Annotated in this window: 2 protein-coding genes and 1 pseudogene; all 3 read left to right on the forward strand. The window is 75.2% G+C overall.

Annotation, left to right across the window (positions count from 1 at the left end; genetic code table 11):
• The first annotated feature begins 16 nt into the window (after nt 1–16).
• On the forward strand, nt 17–12,901 hold the full coding sequence (locus tag ACIRG6_RS37430; protein WP_403326550.1) for an amino acid adenylation domain-containing protein: 12,885 nt from the start codon (nt 17–19) through the stop codon (nt 12,899–12,901).
• A gap of 255 nt (nt 12,902–13,156) precedes the next feature.
• Nucleotides 13,157–19,318: an SDR family NAD(P)-dependent oxidoreductase gene (locus ACIRG6_RS37435; protein WP_403326544.1), complete on the forward strand. Its 6,162-nt coding sequence runs from the start codon at nt 13,157–13,159 to the stop codon at nt 19,316–19,318.
• Nucleotides 19,319–19,340: 22 nt separating this feature from the next.
• A pseudogene (locus tag ACIRG6_RS37440) lies at nt 19,341–24,989 on the forward strand (type I polyketide synthase); the annotation flags it as partial.
• Nucleotides 24,990–25,035: the final 46 nt, after the last annotated feature.

The following is a 25,035-nucleotide window of genomic DNA, read 5'->3' on the forward strand; positions in this document are numbered from 1 at the left end:
AGTCACCGCCGCCCACATCGCCGGCATCCTCACCCTCCCCGACGCCTGCACCCTCGTCGCCACCCGCGCACGACTCATGCAAACCGCCCCCCACGACGGCCCCATGGTCGCCCTCCAGGCCACCGAAGAAGAAGTCCTCCCCCACCTCCAGGGCCGCACCCACCAAGTCTCCATCGCCGCCCTCAACGGACCCCGCTCCACCGTCATCGCCGGCGACGACGAAGCCGTCGAAGACATCACCCGCCACTTCGAAGACCAAGGCCGCAAAACCAAGTGGCTCAACGTCTCCCACGCCTTCCACTCCCCCCACATGGAAAGCGTCCTCGACGAATTCACCACCACCCTCCACCACATCACCTTCCACCCACCCACCATCCCCGTCATCAGCAACCTCACCGGCGAACTCGCCACCGACGACATCCAGACCCCCCACTACTGGGCCCAGCACATCCGCAACACCGTCCGCTTCGCCCACGGCATCACCACCCTCAACACCCTGGGCACCACCACCTACCTCGAACTCGGCCCCGACGGCACCGCCGCCGCCATGACCACCACCTGCCTCCCCGAGGACACCCAGGCCCACGTCGTCCCCGCCCAGCGCAAGGACCGGCCCGAAGCCCTCGCCCTCACGCAGGCCGTCGCCCGCCTCCACACCCAGGGCCGGACCGTCGACTGGTCCGCCCTGTTCGCCCCGAGCCGGGCCACCGCGGCTCCCCTGCCGACCTACGCCTTCCAGCACCAGCGCTACTGGCTGCCCGCGACGTCCGGGGCCCGGACGGAGACCGGCATCGTCGCGGCGGGGCTCACGCCCGCCGACCACGCATGGCTGACGGCGGTGGCGACGCTTCCCGACAACGACGGTCACCTGCTCAGCGGGCGCCTCTCGCCGCGCACGCACCCCTGGCTCGCCGACCACGCGGTGTTCGGCGGAACGCTCGTGCCCGGCACCGGCCTGGTGGACGTGGCACTCGCGGCCGCGCGGGCCGTGGGGGCCACACGGGTGCGCGAGTTGACCCTGGCCAAGCCGCTCATGGCGGACACGGCGGTGCGACTGCAGGTTCGCGTCGAGGGTCCCGACGAGCACGGGCACCGCGCCCTCGCGGTCTACAGCCAGCTCGAGGACACGCCCGACCCGGGCACGTGGCAGCTCAACGCGACCGGTGAGGTCGCCGACGCCACGGCCGCGGACGACGGCGTGCAGGCCGCGCCGGAGCTGACCGGCTGGCCAGTCCCGGACACCGACCCGGTCGACCTCGGCGGCTTCTACGAGGGCCTGGACGCGCAGGGCTTCACGTACGGTCCGGCTTTCCGCGCCCTGGAGGAACTGCGCACCCGGGGCAGGGTGGCGTACGGGCGCGTCGTGCTGCCGGAGGCCGCGGGCACGACCGAGGGCTACGGAGTGCATCCGGCGCTCCTCGACAGCGCGCTGCACGTGCTCGCCGGGATCACGTCGGCGGACGACCGGCCGCAGGGCGACGCGGTGGTCCTGCCGTTCGCGTGGTCGGACGTGGAGCTGTACGCGACCGGAAGCACCGAGCTCCGGGTGCGGATCGAGCTGCTGGAGCCCGAGGACCGGGCTCCGGTGGCGTCCGTCCTGGTGACGGACGCCGAGGGCGCGCCGGTGCTGCGAGCCCGTGCGCTCAGGATGCAGCGGGCGACGGCACAGCAACTGCGGGCCGCCCAGGACGCCGGGGCGGAGCACCTGTACCGACTGGACTTCCAGCGGATACGCCTGGAGAGGGACGCGCAGCCCGAAACCGGCGGAGAGGGGCTGCTGGTGCTCGGCGACGGGACCGTCGCCGAGGCGCTCGGGGTGACGGCTGCCGAGGAGCTCGCCGAGGGTGCCGCGCCGCGCCGCCTCGTCGTGGACCTGACGGCGGACAGGACCGGTGACCCGGCCGCTGACGCGCGGGACTCGGCGGTGGACGCGCTCGCGCTCGTCCAGCGGGTCCTGGCCGACGAACACCTGCACGGCACCGAGGTGGTGTGGGTGACGCGGGACGCCGTCGCCGCCCGCCCGGAGGACGGAGCGGGCGCCCTCGCGGACGCCGCCGTGTGGGGTCTGGTGCGCACCGCACGGGCCGAGCAGCCGGAGCGGCTGCTGCGCTTGGTCGACGTGGGCACGCAGCCGCTGGATCCCGCGATACTGCACGCCGCGCTGGCCGCCGACGGCGAGCCGGAGCTGGTGCTGCGCGGCGACGGCGGGTACGTCCCGCGCCTGGTACGCGCCCAGGGGGCGGGCACCGCGGTGGCGGTGCCCGCCGGGGACGCGCCGTGGCACCTGACCGTCCGGGAGAAGGGCCGCCTGGACGCGCTCACCGCCGTGCCCGTGGACCGCTCCGCGCCGCTGGGCGCCGGGGAGGTGCGGGTGCGGGTGCGCGCCTCCGGCCTGAACTTCCGTGACGTGCTCAACGCCCTGGACATGGTGCACGCGCCGGAGCTCGGTCTCGAGTTCGCCGGTGACGTCGTGGAGGCCGGCTCGGAGGTGATGCACCTGCGGGTCGGCGACCGCGTGATGGGCCTGTCCGTGGCCACGTTCGGCACCGAGGTGCGTGCCGACGCCCGCGTGGTGGCCCGCATCCCCGAGGGCCTGGGCTATGCGCAGGCCGCGACCGTGCCGCTGGCGTTCCTCACCGCGTACTACGCGCTGACCGATCTGGGCGGACTGCGCGCGGGCGAGAAGGTGCTCGTGCACGCGGCGGCCGGCGGTGTCGGCATGGCCGCCGTCCAGCTGGCCCGGCACCTGGGTGCCGAGGTGTACGGCACGGCGAGCGAGGGCAAGTGGCCGGCGCTGCGCGCCTTGGGCCTCGCGGACGACCGCATCGCCTCCTCGCGCGACACCGGCTTCGCCGAGAAGTGGCACGGCCACGGCATCGGCATCGTCCTGAACGCGCTCACCGGGGAGTTCGTCGACGCCTCGCTGGGGCTGCTCGGCGAGGGCGGCCGGTTCCTCGAGATGGGCAAGACCGACGTCCGCGACGCCGACGAGGTGGCCGCCGTCCACGCCGGGGTCCGCTACCAGGCGTTCGACCTTATCGAGAGCGGCCCGCAGCGGATCCGGGAGATGTTCGCGATCCTCACCGAGCTGCTGGCCGACGGGGCGCTGGCGCCTCTGCCGTACACGGCCTACGACCTGCGGAACGCGCCCGACGCGCTCCGGTACATGGGCCAGGGGCGGCACACCGGCAAGCTGGTGCTCACCGCACCGCGGCCGTTGGATCCGCAGGGCACTGTCCTGATCACCGGGGGCACCGGTGAACTGGGCCGGGCCGTTGCCGAGCGGCTGGTACGCGAACACGGAGTGCGTCACCTGGTGCTGACCGGCCGCCGGGGTCCGGACGCTCCCGGCGCCGCCGCAGTGTCCGCGGCCCTGGAGGAGGCGGGCGCGGCCGATGTGCGGATCGTCGCCTGCGACGTGGCGGTCCGCGACCAGGTCGCGGCCGTCCTCGCCGACGTGCCCGACGACCGCCCGTGGACGGCCGTGCTGCATCTGGCCGGGGTGATCGACGACGGCATGGTGGCCGGGCAGAACGCCGAGCGGCTGGCGGCGGTGTTCGGCCCGAAGGTCGACGGCGCGGTGCACCTGCACGAGCTGACCGCCGGCCTGGACCTGGCCGCGTTCGTGCTGTTCTCCTCGGCCGCGGGCACGCTCGGCTCGCCGGGCCAGAGCAACTACGCCGCGGCCAACGCCTTCCTGGACGCGCTCGCCGCACACCGCCGCCACCGGGGACTGCCGGCGGTGAGCCTGTCGTGGGGCCTGTGGGCCCAGCACGGCACCGGCATGACCGCGCACCTGGGCGAGGCCGAGCTGGCCCGGATGCGCCGTCAGGGCGCCCATCCGCTGACGCTCGCCGAGGGTCTCGACCTGCTCGACGCGGCGCTGTGCCGTCCCGAGCCGCACCTGGTTCCGGTGAAGTTCGACCTGGCGGCGCTGGGCCGCGGCGCGGGCGTGCCCGCGCTGCTGCGGGCGCTGGTCCGGCCGCGGGCCGAGCTGCGGCAGGCCGCGCAGTCCTCCGGCGGTGGCACGTCCCTGCGGGACCGGCTCGCCGCGACCGCGGAAGCCGAGCGCGGGCAGGTGCTCACCGAGGCGGTGCGGCGTGAAGTCGCCGTCGTCATGGGCGTGTCCGGGGCGGACGGCGTCGGCGCCGATCAGGAGCTCAAGGAGCTCGGCATCGACTCGCTGATGGCGGTGGAGCTGCGCAAGCGCCTGTCCGACCTGGCCGGTGCCGCGCTCCGCTCCGACCTGGCGTTCAGCCATCCCACACCGCGGGCCATCGCACTGTTCCTGCTCACCGAGGCGTTCGCCGACCTGGGCGCTCCCGCCGGGACGACGTCCGCAAGCCGGGCGGCCGGTCCCGAACTGCCCGCTCTGGCACGGGCCGAAGGCGCCACGGCGTACCCCGCCACGCACGGGCAGCGCCGCCTGTGGTTCATGGAGCACCTGCACCCGGGCTCCGCGCAGTACAACTGCGTACTCCGGCAGCACACCGCCCGGCCCCTCGACCCGGAGGTCCTGGCCCGCGCCGTGGCCTGGGTGGTGGACCGGCATGAGTCTCTGCGCACCACGCTGCGCGCCGAGGGCGGCGACGTCGTACAGGTCGTGCACCCGTCCCTGACGGTGCCGCTGGTGCACGAAGACCTGTCGCACGCCGACGAGGAAGCTGTGGCGGCGCGCCTGCGCGAGGAGGAGCAGACCCCGTTCACGGTGGACGGCGGGACGCTGCTGCGGGGCCTGGTCCTGACCCTGCCCGGCGGCGGGCAGCTGCTCTGCTTCGTGCTGCACCACGCGATCACGGACGGCTGGTCGTCGGGCATCTTCCTGCACGACCTGTACGAGGCCTACCACGCGCTGCGCGACGGCCGTGATCCGCAGCGGCCCGCGGTGGAGCACCAGGTGGGTGACTACGCGCTGTGGGAGGACCGCTGGGTGCGTGAGGGCCGCTTCGCGCCCGCGCTGGACTTCTTCGGCAGGGAACTGGCGGGCGTGCCGCGTCTGGAGTTCCCGCCCGGCCCGCCGGGCGCTTCGGACAGCGGTGCCGACGGTGACGCCGTGTACTTCACGGTGCCGGCCGGCCTGCGCGACGCCGTGGAGAGGCTGGCCACCGCCGCGAACGTCACCCCGTACACGGTGCTCGTGACCGCCTACGCGGTGCTCCTGGAGCGCTACTGCGGCCAGGACGACTTCGCGGTCGGCACGGTGTGGGGCAACCGGCAGGTGCCCGGCACGGCCAACCTCGCCGGGTTCCTGGCGAACACGCTGCCGCTTCGCTGCGACCTGAGCGGCGATCCGACGTTCACAGGGCTGCTGGCCGCGATGCGGTCGCGGGTCCTGGGCGCCCTGGAGCACCAGAGCGTGCCGCTCACGGAGATCGTGCGGACGGCCGCCGGTGAGCGCACCGGCGAGGAGAACCCGTTCTTCCGCGCCGCGTTCAACTACATCAGCGCATCCGCGCCGGCCCTCGGGGAGGGCGAGGACGCGTGGACGCGCCCCGCCACGGGCAGCGCGCTCGGCAACGTCCGCGGCGCCGCGAAGTTCGAGCTGGGCCTGACGCTGGTCTCCGACGAGACGGGGCTGCGGGGCGAGCTCGAGTTCCAGTCCCACGTCCTGGGCCGGGCGGCGGCGCAGCGGATGACGGAGAACTTCACCGCGCTGCTGGACTCGGTGGTGCGGGACCCGAACACTCCCCTGGCACGGCTGGAGGCACTCGGGCAGAGCGAGCTGGCCTCGCTCCGGGAACGGGCCGGGACGGTCACGCCCGAGCTGACCGACCCGCGCACCGCCCTGGAGAGGATCCTCGACCAGGCCCGCTCCACCCCGGACGCGGTGGCCCTGGTGCACGGCGAACACCGCCTGACCTACCGAGAGTTGGTGTACCGCGCGGGCTCGGTGGCGCAGCGTCTGGGAGCCCACGAGGTCGGTGCGGACGTCCTGGTGGGCGTGCACGCGCCGCGCTCTGCGGCGTTCGTGGTGCTCGCCCTGGGCGTGTGGCTGGCCGGAGGCGCGTACGTGCCGATCGACCCGGCGTACCCGGCGTCGCGCATCGACCACATGGTGCGGGACAGCGGCATGCGGGTCGTCCTGACCACCCCCGGCCATCCGCTGGCCGTCGACGCCGACGGCCTGGAGGTGCTGTCCGTCGACGCCGTCACGTCGCCGGGTGCGGACGCCGAGATACCGGATGCGCTGCCGGCCCTGTCGGACCTGGCCTACGCCATCTACACCTCCGGTTCCACCGGCACCCCCAAGGGCGTCCTGCTGGAGCACGCCCAGTTCGCCAACTTCTGCACGGCCATGGACGACCGCGTCGGCGGCGGTCCCGGCCACACCTGGCTCGCGGTCACCAGCCCTTCCTTCGACATCTCCACCGTCGAACTGCTGTGGACCCTCACCCGCGGCTACCGGGTGATCGTCGCCGACGGCACGGTGGCCGACTGGGGCCGCTACCGCGACGCCGCGCCCACCCACCTGCAGTGCACCCCGTCCCTGGCCCGCATGCTGCTGGCCGACCGCGACGGCCGTGCCCTCCTCGGCGGCCTGGACCGGCTGCTGGTCGGCGGTGAGGCCCTCGACCGGGCCCTGGCCAAGAAGCTGCTGCGGCACTGCACCGGCCGGATCACCAACATGTACGGGCCCACCGAGACCACCGTGTGGTCCTCCGCCTGGACCCTCGAACCGGGCGTCGTCTCCCTCGGTGAGCCGCTGCACGGCAACCGCCTGTACCTCCTGGACGCGCACCGGCGGCCCGTCCCCCAGGGTGCGCACGGCGAGCTGTGGATCGGCGGCCACGGTGTGGCCCGGGGCTACCACCACCGCCCGGAGCTGACCGGGGAGCGGTTCGCCCCCGACCCGCACAGCCCCGTGCCGGGCGCGCGGATGTACCGCACCGGCGACATCGTCCGCTACCGCCCCGACGGCACCCTGGAGTTCTGCGGGCGCACCGACGCCCAGATCAAGCTCCGCGGCCACCGCATCGAACTCGGCGAGATCGAGTCGGTCGCGGGTGACCACCCGGCCGTGCTGGAGTGCGCCGCGATCGTCCGCGAGGACACCCCCGGCGATCCGGCCCTGTTCCTGTACTGGACACCCGCCGACGGCACCGCCGACGGCTCGGACCTGCGCGCCCATCTGGCCGGCCGGCTGCCCGCGTACATGGTCCCGGCCCGGCTGGTCCGCATGGCGGAGCTGCCCCACACCCCCAACGAGAAGACCGACCGCAACGCTCTCAAGGCCCTTCCCCTGCCCGCGCTCGACTCCGGCGCCGAGGCGACCGGCGACGGCTCTGCCGAGGCCGCGCACGCGACGGACCCGGCGCAGGCGGTGGAGGACGTCGTCGCCCGGGCCTGGCAGGCCGTCCTCGGCCTGCCCCGCGTCGACCGCGACACCGGGTTCTTCGAACTGGGCGGCACGTCCATGTCCGCGCTCAGCGCCCACCAGGCGATCTGCGCGGAGCTGGGCCGCGAGTTCCCGCTGGCCACCGTCTTCCGCCACCCCACCGTGCGCAGACTGGCCGCGCACCTGAGCGGTACCGGGACGTCCACCGGCCCGGCCGCCCGCACGGCCCGGCACGCCTCCGGTGATCCGGCCGAGGACGCCATCGCCGTCGTCGGCCTGGCCTGCCGCCTGCCCGGAGCGCCCGACATCGACTCCTTCTGGCAGGCCCTGCGCGAGGGCCGCGAGCTCATCAGCCGCTTCACCGAGGCCGAACTGCGCGAGGCCGGCGTCCCCGAGGCCCTGCTCACCCATCCCTCGTACGTCAGGGCCAAGGGGTACGTCGAGGACGTCGACCGGTTCGACGCCGGCTTCTTCGGCTACTCGCGTACCGAGGCCGAGGCGATGGACCCGCAGCACCGGCTCTTCCTCGAATGCGCCTGGGAGGGCCTGGAGAACGCGGGCATCGTGCCGCAGGAGTTCGACGGCCCCATCGCCGTGTTCGGCGGCTCCGGGTCCGGCGGCTACCAGCAGCACGAGATCAACGACCTGTCGTCCTTCTTCCGCAACATGGTCGGCACCAAGGGAGACTTCCTGGCGCCGCGCGTCGCGCACAAGCTGAATCTGCGCGGACCGGCGCTGAACGTGCAGACCGCCTGCTCCACCGGTCTGGTCGCCACGCACCTGGCCCGCGAGAGCCTGCTGCGCGGCGAGTCGGACATCGCCCTGGTCGGCGCGTCCTCGGTGTCGGTGCCGCTCAAGAACGGCTACCCGTACCAGGAGGGCATGGTCGTCTCACCGGACGGCAGCTGCCGGGCCTTCGACGCGGACGGCGCCGGCACGGTGTTCGGTGACGGCGTCGGCGTGGTGGTGCTGCGCCGCCTCTCCGACGCGCTCGCCGCGGGCGACACCGTCTACGCGGTGGTGCGCGGCAGCGCCATCAACAACGACGGCTCCGACAAGGTCGGCTTCACCGCGCCGAGTGTGGCCGGGCAGGCGCAGGTCATCGCCACCGCGCACAGCACCGCTGGCATCAGCGCGGACAGCGTCGGCTTCATCGAGGCGCACGGCACCGGCACCGCGCTCGGCGACCCCATCGAGGTCCAGGCGCTGCAGGAGGTGTTCCGCGGCGGCGAACGTGACGAGCCGTGCGCGCTCGGCTCGGTGAAGACCAACATCGGCCACACCGACGCCACCGCCGGAGTCGCCGGGCTCATCAAGACGGTGCTCACCCTGCACCACCGGGAGCTCGTGCCGACGCTGCACTTCAAGCGCCCCAACCCGGACATGGACCTGGACCCGGACCTGTTCTACGTCAACACCGAGACCAGGGACTGGGTCTGGGACGGGCCGCGGCGGGCGGGCGTCTCCGCGTTCGGCATCGGCGGCACCAACGCCCACGTCGTCCTGGAGGAGGCCCCTGCGCCGGTCGTGGACGAGTCCGCGGCGGACGGTACCGACGGCGCCCTGCCCGTCGTGCTGTCGGCGCGTGACACCAACGCGCTGCGTGCGCAGGCCGCCCGCTGGGCGGACTGGCTCGACGCCCACCCCGAGGTGCCGCTGCGGCGCGTCGCGGTGTCGGCGGCGACCCGCCGCGAGCACTTCGGCGCGCGGGCGTCGGTCACGGCGGCCACGGCCGCCGAGGCAGGCGCCGCGTTCGCCGCGCTGGCCGAGCGCCGCTCGCACCCCGCCCTGGACGAGGGGACGGCCGCCGACCGCCGCGTCGTCTTCGTCTTCCCCGGCCAGGACACCGAGTGGGCCGGAATGGGCCGTGAACTGCTGGAGCAGTCCGAGGTGTTCGCCCGGGCCGTGGCCGAGTGCGACGCCGCGTTCGCCCCCTTCACCGGCCGCTCCATGACGGAACTGCTGCGCGAGGGGGACGGCTCGCAGTGGTCGGACCTCGGCATCGTCCAGCCGCTGCGCTTCACGATGTACGTGGCCCTGGCGGCCGTGTGGCGCTCGCTCGGTGTGGAGCCGGCCGCCGTGGTCGGCCACTCGCAGGGCGAGGCCGCGGCCGCGGTGGTCGCCGGCGCCCTGACCCTTCAGGAGGGGGCGCGCGTCATCGCGGCGCGTTCCGCCGCCATGCAGCGGCAGTCCGGCTCCGGCCGGATGGCGGTGGTGGAGCTGCCGCCGGCCGAGGCGCAGACGTGGGTCGCCCAGTACGAGGGCACCGTGTCGATCGCTGCGGTGAACACGCCGCATTCGGTGACGGTCTCCGGTGACGCCGACGCCGTGGACGACCTGCTGTTCCGCCTCGACGACGAGGACATCGCGTGCGGTCCCCTGGAAGCCCGGATGGCCGCGCACAGCCACCACGTGGATCCGGTCCTGCCCGTCCTGGCGGAGGAGCTGGCCGAGCTGCGGCCGCGCGCGGGGCAGATCCCCCTCTACTCGACCGTCACCGGCGACCGGGTGCGCGGTGAGGAACTCGACGCGGCGTACTGGTGCCGCAACCTGCGCCGGACCGCCCGCCTCGATCTGGCGCACCAGGCGCTGCTGGCGGCCGGCTTCGACGTGTTCGTGGAGGTGAGCCCGCACCCCGTGCTGCTGATGCCGCTCACCGACGGCGCCCTGTACGCCGGGTACGACCAGACCGTCACCGTGCCGACGCTCCAGCGCGACCGGGGAGACCTGGCGCAGGTGCTGCGCGGCGTCGGGCGGCTGCACGTGCACGGTGCCGGGGTCGACTGGGCGCGGGCCCTGGGCGACGCCCCGGCCGTGCCCCTGCCCACCTACGCGTTCCAGCGCGAGCGGTACTGGGCCGAGCCGGAGCCCACGCCCGAGCGGACCGTGCCCGCCGCGACCGACGCGTTCTGGCAGGCCGTGGACGACGGAGGCGCCGACCGGGTCGCAAAGATGCTGGGCGCTCCCGAGGAACTGCGGGCGGGCATCGCACAGTTGCTGCCCCTGCTCTCGGCGTGGCAGGACGAGCAGAAGGGCCGCTCCGCCATCGCCTCGTGGCTGTACGACGAGGTGTGGCGCCCCGCCGAGCCGGCCGCGTCCGGGCCGGTGGACGGCGACTGGGCACTGGTGACCTGCCCCGGGCAGGCCGCGGACGCCGGGTACGGCGAGCAGATCGAGCGGGAACTGCGGCTCGCCGGGGCCACCGTGCACCGGATCGACGGCGCCGCGGACCGTGCGGGCCTGGCCCGGGCGTTGCAGGCGCTGCCGAGCGGACTGCTCGGCGTGGTGACGCTCGCGGGCCTGGACGACGCGGCGGACGCGCAGGGCGTGACCGAGGGTCTGCGGGGGGTGCTCGCCCTGGTGCAGGCCGTCGGGGACACCGGACGGCCCGTGCCCGTGTGGGCGCTGACCTCGGGGACGGTGAGCGTCGACGGCGTCGAGCCGCTGCCGAACCCGCTGGGGTCCCTGGTGCGCGGCGTGGGCCGGGTCGTGTCCCTGGAGCAGCCCCAGCGGTGGGGCGGCGTCATCGACGTGCCGCCGCTGCCGCACGAGGACTGGGCGGCGCAGTTCGTGCTCAGCCTGGGTGCCGGTGACCACGAGGACGAGGTGGCGCTGCGCCCCGGCGGACGCTTCGTGCGCCGCATGGTGCGCACCGCGCCGCAGCCGGGCGAGGCGGGCTGGTCGACCTCCGGCACCGCGCTCATCACCGGCGGCACCGGCGGGCTCGGCCGGCACCTGGCCCACTGGCTGGCCGGCCGGGGAGCCACCCGGATCGTCCTGGCGTCGCGGCGGGCCCTCGAGACCGACGAGATCACCGCTCTACGCGCGGACCTCGCCGCGAAGGGCACCGAGGTGGTGCTCGTGCCGTGCGACGTCTCGGACCGCACGCAGGTCGAGAAGCTGATCGCATCCGCGGAGACGGCCGGGGCACCGCTGCGCACGGTCGCGCACCTGGCCGGTGTCTCCGCCGCCGCCCCGCTCGACTCGATCTCCGACGAGGAGCTCGGTGGGGAACTCGCGGCGAAGGCGCACGGTGCCCGGCATGTGCACGAGGTGCTCGGGGACCGGCCGCTGGACGCGTTCGTCCTGTACGGCAGCGGCGCCGGGCTGTGGGGCAGCGGCCACCAGGCGGTGTACGCCGCGGCCAACATCGCGCTCGACGCGCTCGCGCGGGAGCGGCACCTGGCCGGGCTGCCCGCGACGGTGCTGCACTGGGGCCGCTGGGCGGTCGACGGCATCCTCAGCGCGGAAGAAGAGGAGAGTGTGCGGGCACGTGGCCTGATGGCCATGGAGCCGGGCCGCGCGCTGCACGCGCTGGGACTCGCCCTGGACGCCGGCCTGCCGGCGCTGGGCGTGGCCGACATCGACTGGGCCCGGTTCGCCCCGGCCTACAGCGCGGCCCGGCCCCGGCCGTTGATCGGTGACATCGACGACGTGCGGACGGCACTGGCCGCGACCGACGCGCCGCTCGACCCGCACGCCGGTGACGACCTTCGCGCGGAACTGACCGGCATGGACCGGCAGGAGCGGCTGCGGACCCTGACCCGGCTGGTCAGGACCGAGGTGGCACAGGCCCTCAGCATGGAGGTGCACGCGCTCGACGTCGAACAGCCGCTGCTGCAGCTCGGGTTCGACTCGCTCATGGCGGTCACGGTGCGCGGCGCGCTCGCCCGCCGCACCGGTCTGGCCCTCACGACGAACGTCTTCGTCCGGCACTCCACCTGCGCGGCGCTCGGCCGTCATCTGCTCGGCGAGCTGCTGGGCGGGGAGCAGGAGCCGCAGTCCGACGCGGACAGTTCGTGGCTGCGGGTGCTGAAGCCCGCGGCACGGCCCCGCGCACGCATCGTGTGCATGCCCGGCATGGGCGGTACGGCCGGCGGCTACATCCCGCTGATCGGCGCGCTGCCGGAGGGTGTGGAGCTCGTCGGGGTGCAGCTGCCGGGCCGTGAGGCACGCACGGACGAGCCGCCGCTGACGGACATGATGAAGATGGCCGACGAGGTGGCGGCGGCGCTCGCCGACCGCTGCGACGTGCCGCTGGTGCTGTTCGGGCACAGCCAGGGCGCCTGGCTGGCCTGGGAGGTGGCTCACCGGCTCGGGCTGCGGCCCGAGGAGCCGCAGCTGTCCCTCGTGGTGGCGTGCGCGCAGACGCCGTACGCCGAGGTGTCGGACTTCGTGCGCCGGGCCGGTGTCGCCGCCGGCCGCGACGGTGCCTCGCCGGCCGAGATCGCCGAGGCGCTCGACGGGCTGCTGCCCCGGCAGATCCTCGACAACGAGGAGCTGCTCGTCGAGTACGCGCAGCGGCTGCACGCCGACACCGAGCTGGGCGCGAGCCACCGGCGCGCACTCACCGACCTCCGGCGGGAGTCGCTGAAGGTCCCGGTGTTCGCGGTCGCGGCCACCGACGACCCGGTGGCGGCACCGCAGGCGATGGAGGCCTGGCGCGAGCTGTCCCTCGGGGCGTTCTCGCTGCACACCATCGCCGGCTCGCACGCCGCGCCGCTGGAGAACGCCGAGGCGATGGTGGCCGAGCTGCTCGCCGCGGTCCCGGCGGACGGCGTCTGATCCGCACCTCACCCCGCCCGGGCGGGCGACCCCGGTGGCGAGGACCCCGGGCAGACCCTCGGTGGTCTCCCACGGCTCCTCGCCACCGCGCCCCGCCCGGGATCCAGGTCGTAGTCGAGTGCCGCGCGGAGCGGAGTCGACTCCGCGTCAAGTGCGCCGTGATGCCCTTGGGCAGGTGGTTCCACGGCCCCTGATGTCGACGGTTCCCGGCAGCGACCAGCACAGATCCTGGCCGACGCGACCAAAAGGTGTCACATGGGTGTTAACGCAACGGAGGCAGTGGCCGCGGACATCGCGGAGTTCCTGCGCGACGCGGTCGCGGACCTGCTCGGCACACAGGCGGAGGCGGTCCCCGCGACCGTCGCGCTGCGCGACCTCGGTGTCGACTCGTCGGGTGTGACGCGGCTGGCCGGCGCGCTGTCCGAGCGGCTCGGCCGGGCCGTGCCCGGCTGGCTGCTGTGGCAGCACCCGACCGTGGCGGAGCTGGCCGCGGCGCTCGCCGGTGAGCGGGAGCCGGACCGGACGGCCGGGGGCGAGCGGCGCACCGCGGCGGTCACCGCCGACGAGCCCATCGCGCTCGTCGGTCTGGGCTGCCGTCTGCCGGGCGGCATCGAGACCCCGCACGCCCTGTGGGAGGCCCTGCTCGCGGGCCGCGACGCCGTGGGTGAGGTGCCCCGGGAACGCTGGGACGCCGACGAGTGGTTCGACGACGACCCGCAGACGCCGGGCACGATGTCCACGCGCCGCGGCGGCTTCCTCGACGACGTGGCAGGCTTCGACGCCGCCTTCTTCGGGATCTCGCCCGCCGAGGCGGCCCGTATGGACCCGCAGCAGCGCATCGCCCTGGAAGTGGCGTGGGCGGCGCTGGAGGACGCCCGCATCGTCCCCGGCACGCTGGCCGGCAGCCGTACCGGAGTCTTCTTCGGCACGATGTGGCAGGAGTACCAGCTGGCGACCGGCGCGGGGCCCGAGACGATCGGCTCGCACTCGGCGGTCGGCTGGGACACCTCGATCGTGCCGGCCCGCATCGCGTACGCGCTCGGCCTGGAGGGGCCGGCGCTCTCGGTGGGCTCGGCGTGCAGTTCGTCGCTCGCGGCGGTGCACATGGCCGCGCACAGCCTGCGCCGCGGCGAGTCCGACATCGCCCTGGCGGGCGGGGTCAGCCTGATGCTGCACCCGCACACCACGGTCGCCATGACGAAGTTCGGCGGCATGAACCCGGCGGGCCAGTGCCGTGCCTTCGACGCGGACGCCGCCGGATACGTACGCGGCGAGGGCTGCGGCGTCGTCGTGCTGCGCCGTCTGTCGGACGCGCTGCGCGACGGCGACCGCGTCTACGCGGTGCTGCGCGGCAGCGCCGTCAACAACGACGGCGCCTCCAACGGGCTGACCGCGCCCAATCCGCGCGCCCAGGTCGACGTGGTCCGGGCGGCCTGGCGGGCGGCGGGCGTCGCACCGCACCAGGTGGGATACGTGGAGGCGCACGGCACGGGCACCCCGCTGGGCGACCCGATCGAGGCCGCGGCGCTCGGCGAGGTGTTCGCGCCGGGCCGGACGACGCCGCTGCTGCTCGGCTCCGCGAAGACCAACTTCGGTCATCTGGAACCGGCCGCCGGTGTCCTCGGCGTCCTCAAGACGGCCCTCGCCCTGCACCACGGCCGGCTCCCGGCCGGCCTGCACTTCGACCGTCCCAACCCGCTCATCGACTTCACCGGCCTGCGCCTGGAGGTGGTCACGGCCGCCCGCGACTGGCCCGAGGGCCCCCGGCACGCGGGCGTGAGCGGCTTCGGCTTCGGCGGCACGAACGTGCACCTGGCCCTGACGGAGGCTCCGCACCGCCGGGCCCTGACCGCGCCCGCGCCGGCGGGGGAACGGCCCGAGCAGGCACCGGCCCTCGCGTTCTGCTTCTCCGGGCACGGCTCCCAGTGGACCGGCATGGGACGCGATCTGCTGGCCGAACCGGCTTTCCGCGCGGAACTCGCCGAGGCCGACCGGGCCGTGGCCGCCGTGACGGGCTGGTCCGTTCTGGACGAACTGGTCGCCGCGGACAGCCGGCTGGAACGCACCGAGGTGCTGCAGCCCGTGCTGTTCGCCCTGCAGGTGTCACTGGCCCGCACCCTGCGCCGGTGGGGCGTCGTCCCGGACGTGGTGTTCGGGCAGAGCGTCGGCGAGGTCGCCGCGGCGGTCGCCGCCGGCGCGCTCACCCTCGAACAGGGCGCCCATGTGATCGGCGTGTGGTCACGGCTCGTGGCCGAACGCGCCGCCGGCACCGGCTCGATGCTGGTGTGCGAACTGACCGCGCAGCGGGCCACTGCCCTCGCGCGGGGCCGCGTCACCCTCGCCGGACACCTCGCGCCCGGCCAGGTCTGCCTGTCGGGAACGACGGCCGCCCTCGCCGAGGTGGAGCGGGAACTCGGCGACGCCGGCGTGCGGACGTTCCGGGTGCACATCGACTATCCCTCACACAGTACGGAGCTGGCTCCGCTCGCCGACGAACTCGTGGCGCGGCTGGGCGCGTTGCGTCCGGCGGCGGCCTCGATCCCCTTCCTGTCGACGGTGACCGGCGACCACCTGGACGGCACGCTGCTCGACGCGCGGTACTGGGCGAGCAACATGTGCCGCCCGATGCTGCTCGACGAGGCCGTGCGCCGGCTGCCCCGGACACCGGGCCGCGGACTGCGGGTCGTGGAGATCGCCCCGCACCCGGTGGTGTCCACGCCCGTGCGGCGCACACTGGCCGACCGCGCGGACGATGCGGCCGACCAGACGCGTGTGCTCGCCGCGTGCCGCCGGAACCGGCCCGCCACCGAGACGCTGGAAGAGCTGCTGCACGCCCTGTGGCACGACGGCGTCGGCGTGGACTGGGCAGCGGCCACCGGTGCCGCGCCACAGGCCGGACCGGCCCGGCCGTGGGTGCTGTCCGCGAAGACCCCGGCGGCGCTGCGCGCCCAGGCCGCGGCCCTCCACGACCACGTCCACGACCGTCCCGGGCTGTCCCCCGAGGATGTAGGACACTCCCTGGCCACCACCCGTACGGCGTTCGCGCACCGCGCGGTCGTGGTCGCGGACGACCGCGACGGCTTCCTGCGGGGCCTGGCCGCGCTGGCCGCGGACCGCAGCACCCCCGGACTGGTCACCGGTGACGGCGCCGAGCCGGCCGGCCCGGACCACGGCTGTGTCCTGGTCTTCCCCGGGCAGGGCGCGCAGTGGGCCGGCATGGCCCGCGAACTACTCGACCACTCACCGGTGTTCGCCGACTCCTACGCCGCGTGCGCGCGGGCTCTGGGCGAGTTCGTCGACTGGTCGCCGACCGAGGCGCTCACCGACGAGGACGCCCTGCGGCGGGTGGACGTGGTGCAGCCCGTGCTGTGGGCGGTGATGGTGTCGCTGGCCGAGCTGTGGCGCGCCCACGGGGTGCGGCCCGCCGTCGTGGTGGGCCACTCCCAGGGCGAGATCGCCGCGGCCTGCGTGGCCGGAGGCCTCTCCCTGCAGGACGGCGCCCGCGTCGTGGCGCTGCGCAGCCAGGCCATCGCACGGTCCCTGGCCGGGCGCGGCGGCATGGTGTCGGTGGCCCTGCCGCGCACCGAGGTCGAGCGGCGCATCGCGCGGTGGGACGGGCACCTGTCCGTGGCCGTGGTCAACGGCCCGGGCCTGACCGTGGTCTCCGGCGCGCCCGACGCCCTGGACGAGCTGATGGAGCAGTGCGCCGCCGACGACGTACGGGCCCGGCGCATCCCCGTCGACTACGCCTCCCACTCCGCCCAGGTCGACACCCTGCGCGAGGAACTGCTCGCGGTGCTGGCGCCGATCCGGCCGCGCTCCGCCGGAACGCTGTTCTTCTCCACGGTGACCGGCGGCCTGCTGGACACCGCGGAGCTGGACGCCGACTACTGGTTCCGCAACCTGCGCACGACCGTCGAGTTCGAATCCGCCGTCGCCGCGCTCGCCGAGCGCGGACACCGCCTGTTCGTGGAGGCCAGCCCGCACCCGGTGCTGACCCTCGCGGTCGAGGAGACGGCGGGCGCGGCGGGCGCCACCGCGCTCGGCACCCTGCGCCGCAGCACCGACAGCGCCTCCCGGTTCCTGTCCTCGGCGGCCGAGGCCTGGGTGCGCGGCGCCGACGTGACGTGGCAGGCGTCCTTCACCGGCAGCGGCCCCGGCGGGCCGCGCACGGTCGATCTGCCGCCCTACGCGTTCCAGCGCAGGCGCCACTGGCTGGACCCGGTCGAGGGCTCGCCCGCCGCGGTCCCGGCGGCAACGGGCGCGGACGACTCGGAGTTCTGGTCCGCGGTGGAACGCGGCGACCTGGACGCGCTCACCGCGTCCCTGGACGTCGGCCCGGCCGCCGGCCTCGGCGAGCTGGTTCCCGCGCTGTCCGCGTGGCGGCGGCGCACCCGCGCGACGGCCGAGGTGCGCGACTGGCGGTACGAGATCACGTGGAAGAAGGTCACCGACCCCGTGGGGCCGCCGCCCGCCGCGCCCTGGCTCGCGCTGCTGCCGGCGGGCGAGTCACGGGCCGCCGAGGTGCTGCGCGGCCTGACGGACGCCGGTGCCGATCTCGTCGCGGTCGTGCTCGGCGACGAGGAGCGGGAACTCACCGCGAAGGCGCTGCGCACGGCGTGCGAGGACCACGCGGCCCGCTCCGGGCAGGAGTTCGCCGGTGTGCTGTCGCTGCTCGCCCTCGCGACGGGCAGCGACCCGCGGCACGACTCGGTGCCCGCCGGATACACCGCGACGCTGCGGGCCGTCCAGGCACTCGGCGACGTGGAGCTCACCGCCCCGCTGTGGTGCGTGACCCGCGAGGCGGTCCGGACCGGATCCGGCGACCTGGCCGTCGATCCCGCCCAGCGCATGATCTGGGGGCTGGGACGGGTGGCCGCGCTGGAGCACTCCGACCGCTGGGGCGGTCTGATCGACCTGCCGGGCTCGCCGGACGCGGGCATCTGGCGGCGCCTGGCCGCACTGCTGAGCGGCGACGGCACGGAGGACCAGGTCGCGGTGCGCACCGACGGGGTACGGGCACGCCGCCTGACCCGGGCCGGGGAGGCGCCGCGCCACACCTGGCGGCCTTCCGGCACCGTGCTGGTCACCGGCGGCACGGGCGCGCTCGGCCGCCGCGTGGCGCGCCGGCTGGCCGAACAGGGTGCCGAGCGCCTGGTGCTGACCAGCCGTCGCGGCCCGGACGCGCCGGGCGCGGGTCAGCTCGTCGAAGAACTGAGGGCGCTGGGTGCCGACGCGGTCGTGGAGGCCTGCGACGTGGCGGACCTGGAAGCGCTGCGCGCCGTCCTGGACCGCGCGGCCGCGCACGGACCGCTCACCGCGGTGCTGCACACGGCGGCCGTGCTGGACGACGCCATGGTCGACGCGCTGGACCCCGGCCAGGTGGAGCGGGTCCTGCGCGTCAAGGCACAGGGCGCCTGGAACCTGCACGAACTGACCCGGGCCCAGGACCTGTCGGCGTTCGTGCTGTTCTCGTCGTACGGGGCGACCGTCGGCATCCCCGGGCAGGGCAACTACGCGCCCGCCAACGCCTACCTCGACGCGCTCGCCGAGCTGCGTCACCTGCGGGGGCTGCCCGCCACCTGTGTGTCGTGGGGTGCCTGGGGCGGCGGCGGGCTGGCCCGCGGCGCCGTCCGGGGCGTTCTGGAGCGGCACGGGGTGCCCGAGATGGACCCGGATCTCGCCCTGATCGCCCTGCAGCAGGCCATCGACGGCGGGCGGCCCTGCCAGACCGTGGCCGACGTGCGCTGGCCCCGGTTCCTGACGGCGTTCACGGCGGGCCGGCCGAGCCCCCTGCTCGCCGATCTGCCCGACGTCGTGGAACTGACCCGGGCCGCCTCCGCGCCCGCCGCGGCGGCGGGCCAGGACGGCCCGGGCGAGCCGGATCTCCGCCGGCGTCTTCAGGGGCTGCCGCACGGGCAGCGCACCGACGCCGTCCTGGAGGTGGTGCGTGCGCACACCGCGGCCGTTCTCGGCTACGGCCCCGAGGAGCCGCTGGAGGACCGGCGCCCCTTCAAGGAGCTCGGGTTCGACTCGGTGACCGGGGTCGAACTGCGCAACCGGCTGAACGCGGAGACCGGTCTGCGGCTGCCGGCCACGCTCGTCTTCGAGCATCCGACACCGACCGCGCTCGCCGGCCATGTGCTGGCCGAACTCGGCGTGGGCGCCGCCGCCGAGGCGCAGCGGCCGGTGGACGTCGACGCGCTGGAGGCGGCCGTCACCGCCCTGGACGCGTCGGCACTTGCACCGGCGGACACGGACCGCCTGTCGGCCGTCTCCCGCGCCCTTCAGGAGATCCTCGCGCACGCCGGTGACCGGCAGGCGCCCCCGGAGGAACCGCACGAGGCGCCGCAGGCGCTCGACGACGCGTCGGACGACGAGTTGTTCCAGTTCATCGATGAGAAGTTCGGACTCTGACATGGCGAATGAAGACAAGCTGCGCGCCTATCTCAAGCGCGTCACCGGTGAACTGGACACGACGCGGGAGCGGCTGCGGCAGGCCGAGGGCAGGCACCGGGAACCGATCGCCGTGGTGGCGATGAGCTGCCGGCTGCCGGGCGGCGTCGCAACGCCCGAGGACTTCTGGCGGCTGCTCGACGACGGCACCGACGCCATCGGCCCGTTCCCCGAGGACCGCGGGTGGGACACGGCCGGGCTCTACGACCCGGACCCGGACAACGCCGGCACCGTGTACGCCGCCGCCGGCGGGTTCCTCGACGAGGCGGCCGCGTTCGACGCGGGGTTCTTCGGGATCTCGCCGCGCGAGGCCGTGGCGATGGACCCCCAGCAGCGGCTCCTGCTGGAGAACGCCTGGGAGGCGTTCGAGGGCGCGGGCATCACCGTGGAGTCGGTGCAGGACCGGCCGACGGGCGTCTACATCGGCACCAACGGTCAGGACTACGCGGATCTGATCGGCGACGGCAGCAGCGAGGGGCACGCCCTGACGGGCGCCGCCGCCAGCGTCCTGTCCGGGCGCATCGCCTACGCGCTGGGCCTTCGGGGCCCGGCCCTGACCATCGACACGGCCTGCTCCTCCTCGCTGGTGGCGGTGCACCTGGCGGTGCAGGCGCTGCGCCGGGGCGAGTGCGCGCTGGCGCTGGCCGGCGGGGCCACCGTGATGGCCACGCCGCAGCTCCTCGTGGAGTTCAGCCGGCAGCGCGGCCTGGCGCCGGACGGGCGCTGCCGGGCCTTCTCCGACCACGCCGACGGCACCGGCTTCGCCGAGGGCAGCGGCATGCTCCTGCTGGAGCGGCTCGGCGACGCCCGCCGCAACGGCCACCCCGTGCTCGCCGTGATCCGGGGCACCGCCGTCAACCAGGACGGGGCGTCCAACGGCCTCACCGCACCCAACGGGCAGGCGCAGCAGGACGTGATCCGGGCCGCCCTGGCCGACGCCGGGCTCGGCGCCGCCGACGTCGACGCGGTGGAGGCGCACGGCACCGGCACCCGGCTCGGCGACCCGATCGAGGCCCGCGCGCTGATCGCCACGTACGGGGCTGCCCACGCGACGGGCGACCCGCTGTGGCTGGGCGGGGTGAAGTCCAACATCGGTCACACACAGGCCGCCGCCGGAGTCGCGGGCATCATCAAGATGGTCCAGGCGCTGCGCAACGGCCGGCTGCCGCGCACCCTGCACGCCGAGGAGCCGAGCACCCACGTCGACTGGTCCGACGGCGGCGTGCGGCTGCTGTCGGAACCGGTGCCGTGGACGCCCGGCGAGCGGGTGCGCCGCGCCGGTGTGTCCTCGTTCGGGATCAGCGGCACCAACGCGCACATCGTCCTGGAGGGGCCGGAGGGCAGCGCGCCCGCGCCGGCACCGGACGCGGCGCCCGCGCCGGACGCCACCGGCCACCCGGTCGTGCCGTGGCTGCTCTCCGGCCGGGACGAGGCCGCGCTGCGCGCACAGGCGCTCCGGCTCGCCGGCCATGTGACGGACCGGCCCGCCACCGACGTGGCGGACGTGGCGTACTCGCTGGCGGCCACGCGCACCGCGTTCGAGCACCGGGCGGTCGCCGTGGGCGGTGACCTCGACGAACTGCTGGGCGCCGTACGGGCGATCGCCGACGGCACCGCCGCCGGCACGGCCGCGCTGCCGGGCCGGACCGCGTTCGTCTTCCCGGGGCAGGGGGCTCAGCGGCCCGGCATGGGCCGGGAGCTGTACCGGGACTTCCCGGCGTTCGCCGCGGCCTTCGACGCGGTCTGCGCCGAACTCGACCCGCAGCTCGAACGGCCCCTGCGGGAGGTCGTGTTCGCCGAGCGCGGCACCCCCGAGGCAACACTGCTGGACCAGACCGGATTCACCCAGCCCGCGCTCTTCGCCGTCGGGGTGGCGCTGTTCCGGCTCCTGGAGTCGTGGGGCGTCACCGCCGACTACGTGATGGGCCACTCGGTGGGCGAACTGGCGGCCGCACACGTGGCCGGTGTGCTGTCCCTCGCCGACGCCTGCGCCCTGGTCGCCGCCCGCGGCCGGCTGATGCAGGCCCTGCCCGCCGGCGGCGCGATGCTCGCCGTCAAGGCGCCCGAGGAGGAGGTGGCGCCGCTGCTCGCCGGCCACGGGCACGCGGCGGGCGTGGCCGCGGTGAACGGTCCCGGCTCGGTGGTGGTGTCCGGGCCCGCCGAGGTCATCGAGGACGTGGCCGCCGAGCTGGCCGCCCGCGGCACCAAGACACGGCGGCTGACCGTCTCGCACGCCTTCCACTCGCCGTTGATGGAGCCGATGCTCGCCGACTTCGCCGCGGTCGCGCGGCGGATGACGTATCACGCGCCGGTGCTCGGTCTGGTCGGCAACCTCACGGGCGAACGCGTCGTCGACGAGGTGCGCGACCCGGACTACTGGGTCCGGCACGTGCGGGAAGCCGTCCGGTTCGCCGCCGGCACCCGTGCCCTGACGGCCGCGGGCGTGACCCGCTTCGTGGAACTGGGCCCCGACGGCACCGCCGCCGCGATGGTGCAGGACTGCCTGGCGGACCTGGATGTCGAGGCCACGACGGGCGTGGTGGCGCTGCTGCACCGGGAGCGCCCGGAGACCGGGACGCTGATCGGCTCGGTCGCCCGCGCGCACGCCCACGGCGTCACCGTCGACTGGGAGCGGTTCTTCACGGGCACGGGCGCGGAGCGGGTGGAGCTGCCGACGTACGCCTTCCAGCGGGCGCGGTTCTGGCCCGAGCCGTCGTCCCTCTCGCTCGACACCGCCGCCCTGGGGCTCGCCGACCCCGCGCACCCGTGGCTGGGCGCGCTCACGGCGTCGGCCGACGGCTCCTGCCACATCTTCACCGGCCGGCTCTCCCTCGCCGAGCATCCCTGGATCGCCGACCACACCGTGTTCGGCCGGGCGGTGCTGCCGGGCACCGGGCTGCTGGAACTGGCCCTGGCGGCCGCGCACCGGTCGGGCGCGGCCGGCGTCGCCGACCTCACCCTGGTGGCCCCGCTGGTGCTGCCCGCCGACACGGCGGTGCACCTCCAGGTCGTCGTAGGTGGCGGCGAGAGCGGCCCGCGGACCGTGACGGTGCACAGCCGCACCGCCGACGGCAACGAGGGCCCGGAGTCCTGGACGCTGCACGCCACGGGCGAGCTGAGCACGGCGCCCGCGGACGCCTCCGCCGGGTTCGCCTGGGCCGGCCGGTGGCCGGCGCCCGGTGCCGAGCCGGTCGCCATGGACGGCTTCTACGAGCGGTTCCAGGAGCAGGGCATCGACTACGGCCCGGTCTTCCGGGGCACCGCGGCGCTGTGGCGGCAGGGGGACACCGCTTACGGCGTGGTGCGGCTGCCCGGCCAGGACCGCGCCACCGACGGATTCGGGCTGCATCCGGCGCTGCTGGACGCCGCGTTGAACGTGATGAAGGCCGTGCCGGACGACGACACCGCCGGGCAGGACGGCGTACTGCTGCCGTTCTCCTGGTCGGGCGTCGAGCTGTACGCCACCGGCGCCGGCGAACTGCGCGTCCGGGTCGGCGTCCGCGACACCGCCACCGGCCGGCACCTGACGGTCGAGGTCGCCGACGCCACCGGCGCCCCGGTCGCCCGCGTGCAGGGCCTGGAGATGCGCCGCGCCACCGCCGCGCAGATCTCGGCGGCCGTGACCGACACGGCCGCACGGGACCTGCACGAGCTTCGGCTGCGGCCGGTGGCCCGCCCCCGCCCCGCCGCGCAGCGGCCCGCCACCGTCGTCCTGGGCGGCGAGGGCCGGCTCGCCGAGGTGCTGAACACCCCGGCGGTGCCCTCCGTCGAGGCGCTGTCGGCCGCCCTGGACAACGGCACGCGGCCACGGCGCGTCCTCGTCGACGCGACCGGCCTCGCCGACCGCCCCGACGAGGAGGTGACGTCGGCGGCGGGCGACGCCCTGGCACTGCTCAACCGGCTGCTCGCCGAACCCCGCCTGGACGAGGCGGAGCTGGTGTGGGTGACCGACCCGGCACCGGGCCCGTACGACGATCCGGACACGGACACCGGCACCGACGCCCGGGGCCTCGCGCCGGCGTCGCTGCGCGGGCTGCTGCGCGCGGCCCGGGGCGAGTACCCGGACCGGTCGCTGCGCACCGTCGAGATCAGCGGCGCGCACAGCGCTCCGGCGGCCGAGTCCCTGCTGAGCGCCCTGGACGTGCCCGACGAACCGGAGCTCGTGGTGCGGGGCACGGACCTCTTCGCGCCGCGCCTGGTGCGCGCCGAAGCCCCGGATTCCGAGGCCCCGGCCACACCGCTGGACCCGGAGGGCACGGTGCTGCTCACCGGCGGCACCGGCGAACTGGGACGGGCCGTGGCCCGGCACCTGCTGCGGGAGCACGGCGTACGCCGTCTCGTCCTGACGTCCCGTCGGGGCCCGGACGCCCCGGACGCCGACACCCTGGTGCGGGAGCTGACCGGGGCGGGCGCGCTGAGCGTCCGGATCGCCGCGTGTGACGTGGCCGACCGGGACGCGGTGGCGGAACTGCTGGCCGGCATCGACCCGGCCCACCCCCTCACGGGCGTGGTGCACCTGGCCGGTGTCATCGACGACGGTCTGGTGACGGCGCAGAACGGTGAACGCCTGGCACGTGTCTTCGCGCCCAAGGTGCGCGGCGCGCTGCACCTCGACGAACTGACCCGGGGCCACAACCTGGCGGCGTTCGTGCTGTTCTCCTCCGCCGCCGGTGTGCTCGGCACGGCCGGCCAGAGCACCTACGCCGCCGCCAACACCGTCCTGGACGCGCTGGCGGCCCGCCGCCGGCAGCGCTCCGAGACCGCGCACAGCCTCGCCTGGGGCCTGTGGCAGCAGAGCGGAACCGGCATGACCGCGCATCTCGGCACGGCCGAACTGTCCCGGATGCGCCGGCAGGGCATCGCCCCGATGCCGGTGGAGGACGGCCTGCGACTGCTCGACGAGGCCCTGCGCCGGCCCGAGCCGAACCTGGTGCCGCTGCGGCTGGACACCGCCGCCGCAGCCCGCCACCTCGGCGAGGGCGGCGAGGTCGCCCCGGTGCTGCGCGTCCTGGTGCGGCGGCCGGAACTGCCCAGAGCCGCGGCCGGATCCTCCGCCGCCGACCCGGCGTCGCTGCGGCAGCAGCTCGAACCGCTGCCCGCGGAGCGCAGGACCCGACTGGCCACCGAGGTCGTACTGGAGGAGGCTGCCGCGGTGCTCGGCCTGAGCAGCCGCACGTCCGTCCAGGCGGACCAGGTGCTGAAGGAACTGGGCCTCGACTCGCTGATGGCGGTGGAGCTGCGCCGCCGGATCGCCGCACGGGCCGGTGTGCCGATGCCCTCGACGCTGGCCTTCGACTACCCGACCCCCGCCGCCATCGCCGGACTCGTCCTGACCCGACTGGACCTCGCGGCCGGTCCGGAACAGACGGCGACGGCCGCGGACCCCGACTCGGTCCTCGCCCGGGTCCTCGACCGGGTGTCGGCGGACGAGATGCAGCGCAGCGGCCTGCTCGACCTGCTGGTGGACCTCGCCGACCGCGCGGACGCCCCGGGTCCGGACGGCACATCCGCCGGCCCGGCCGCCCGGCCCGCGTCCCCGTCCGGCACGTCCCGTCCCGCGGAGCGGTCCGTCGACGACATCAACGCGGAGCTCGACGCCCTGCTGGCCTCGGTCGGCGACGAGGCCTTCTGACATGCGCCCGATGCGCCCCCTGAGGCCCACGCACACACCCGAACCG

The sequence above is a fragment of the Streptomyces flaveolus genome (assembly GCF_044765825.1).
GTDB classification, from domain to species: domain Bacteria; phylum Actinomycetota; class Actinomycetes; order Streptomycetales; family Streptomycetaceae; genus Streptomyces; species Streptomyces flaveolus.

Coding starts and splice junctions, on each gene's coding strand:
- ACIRG6_RS37435 (WP_403326544.1), top strand. CDS start 13,157: ATGGGTGTTAACGCAACGGAGGCAGTGGCCGCGGACATCGCGGAGTTC.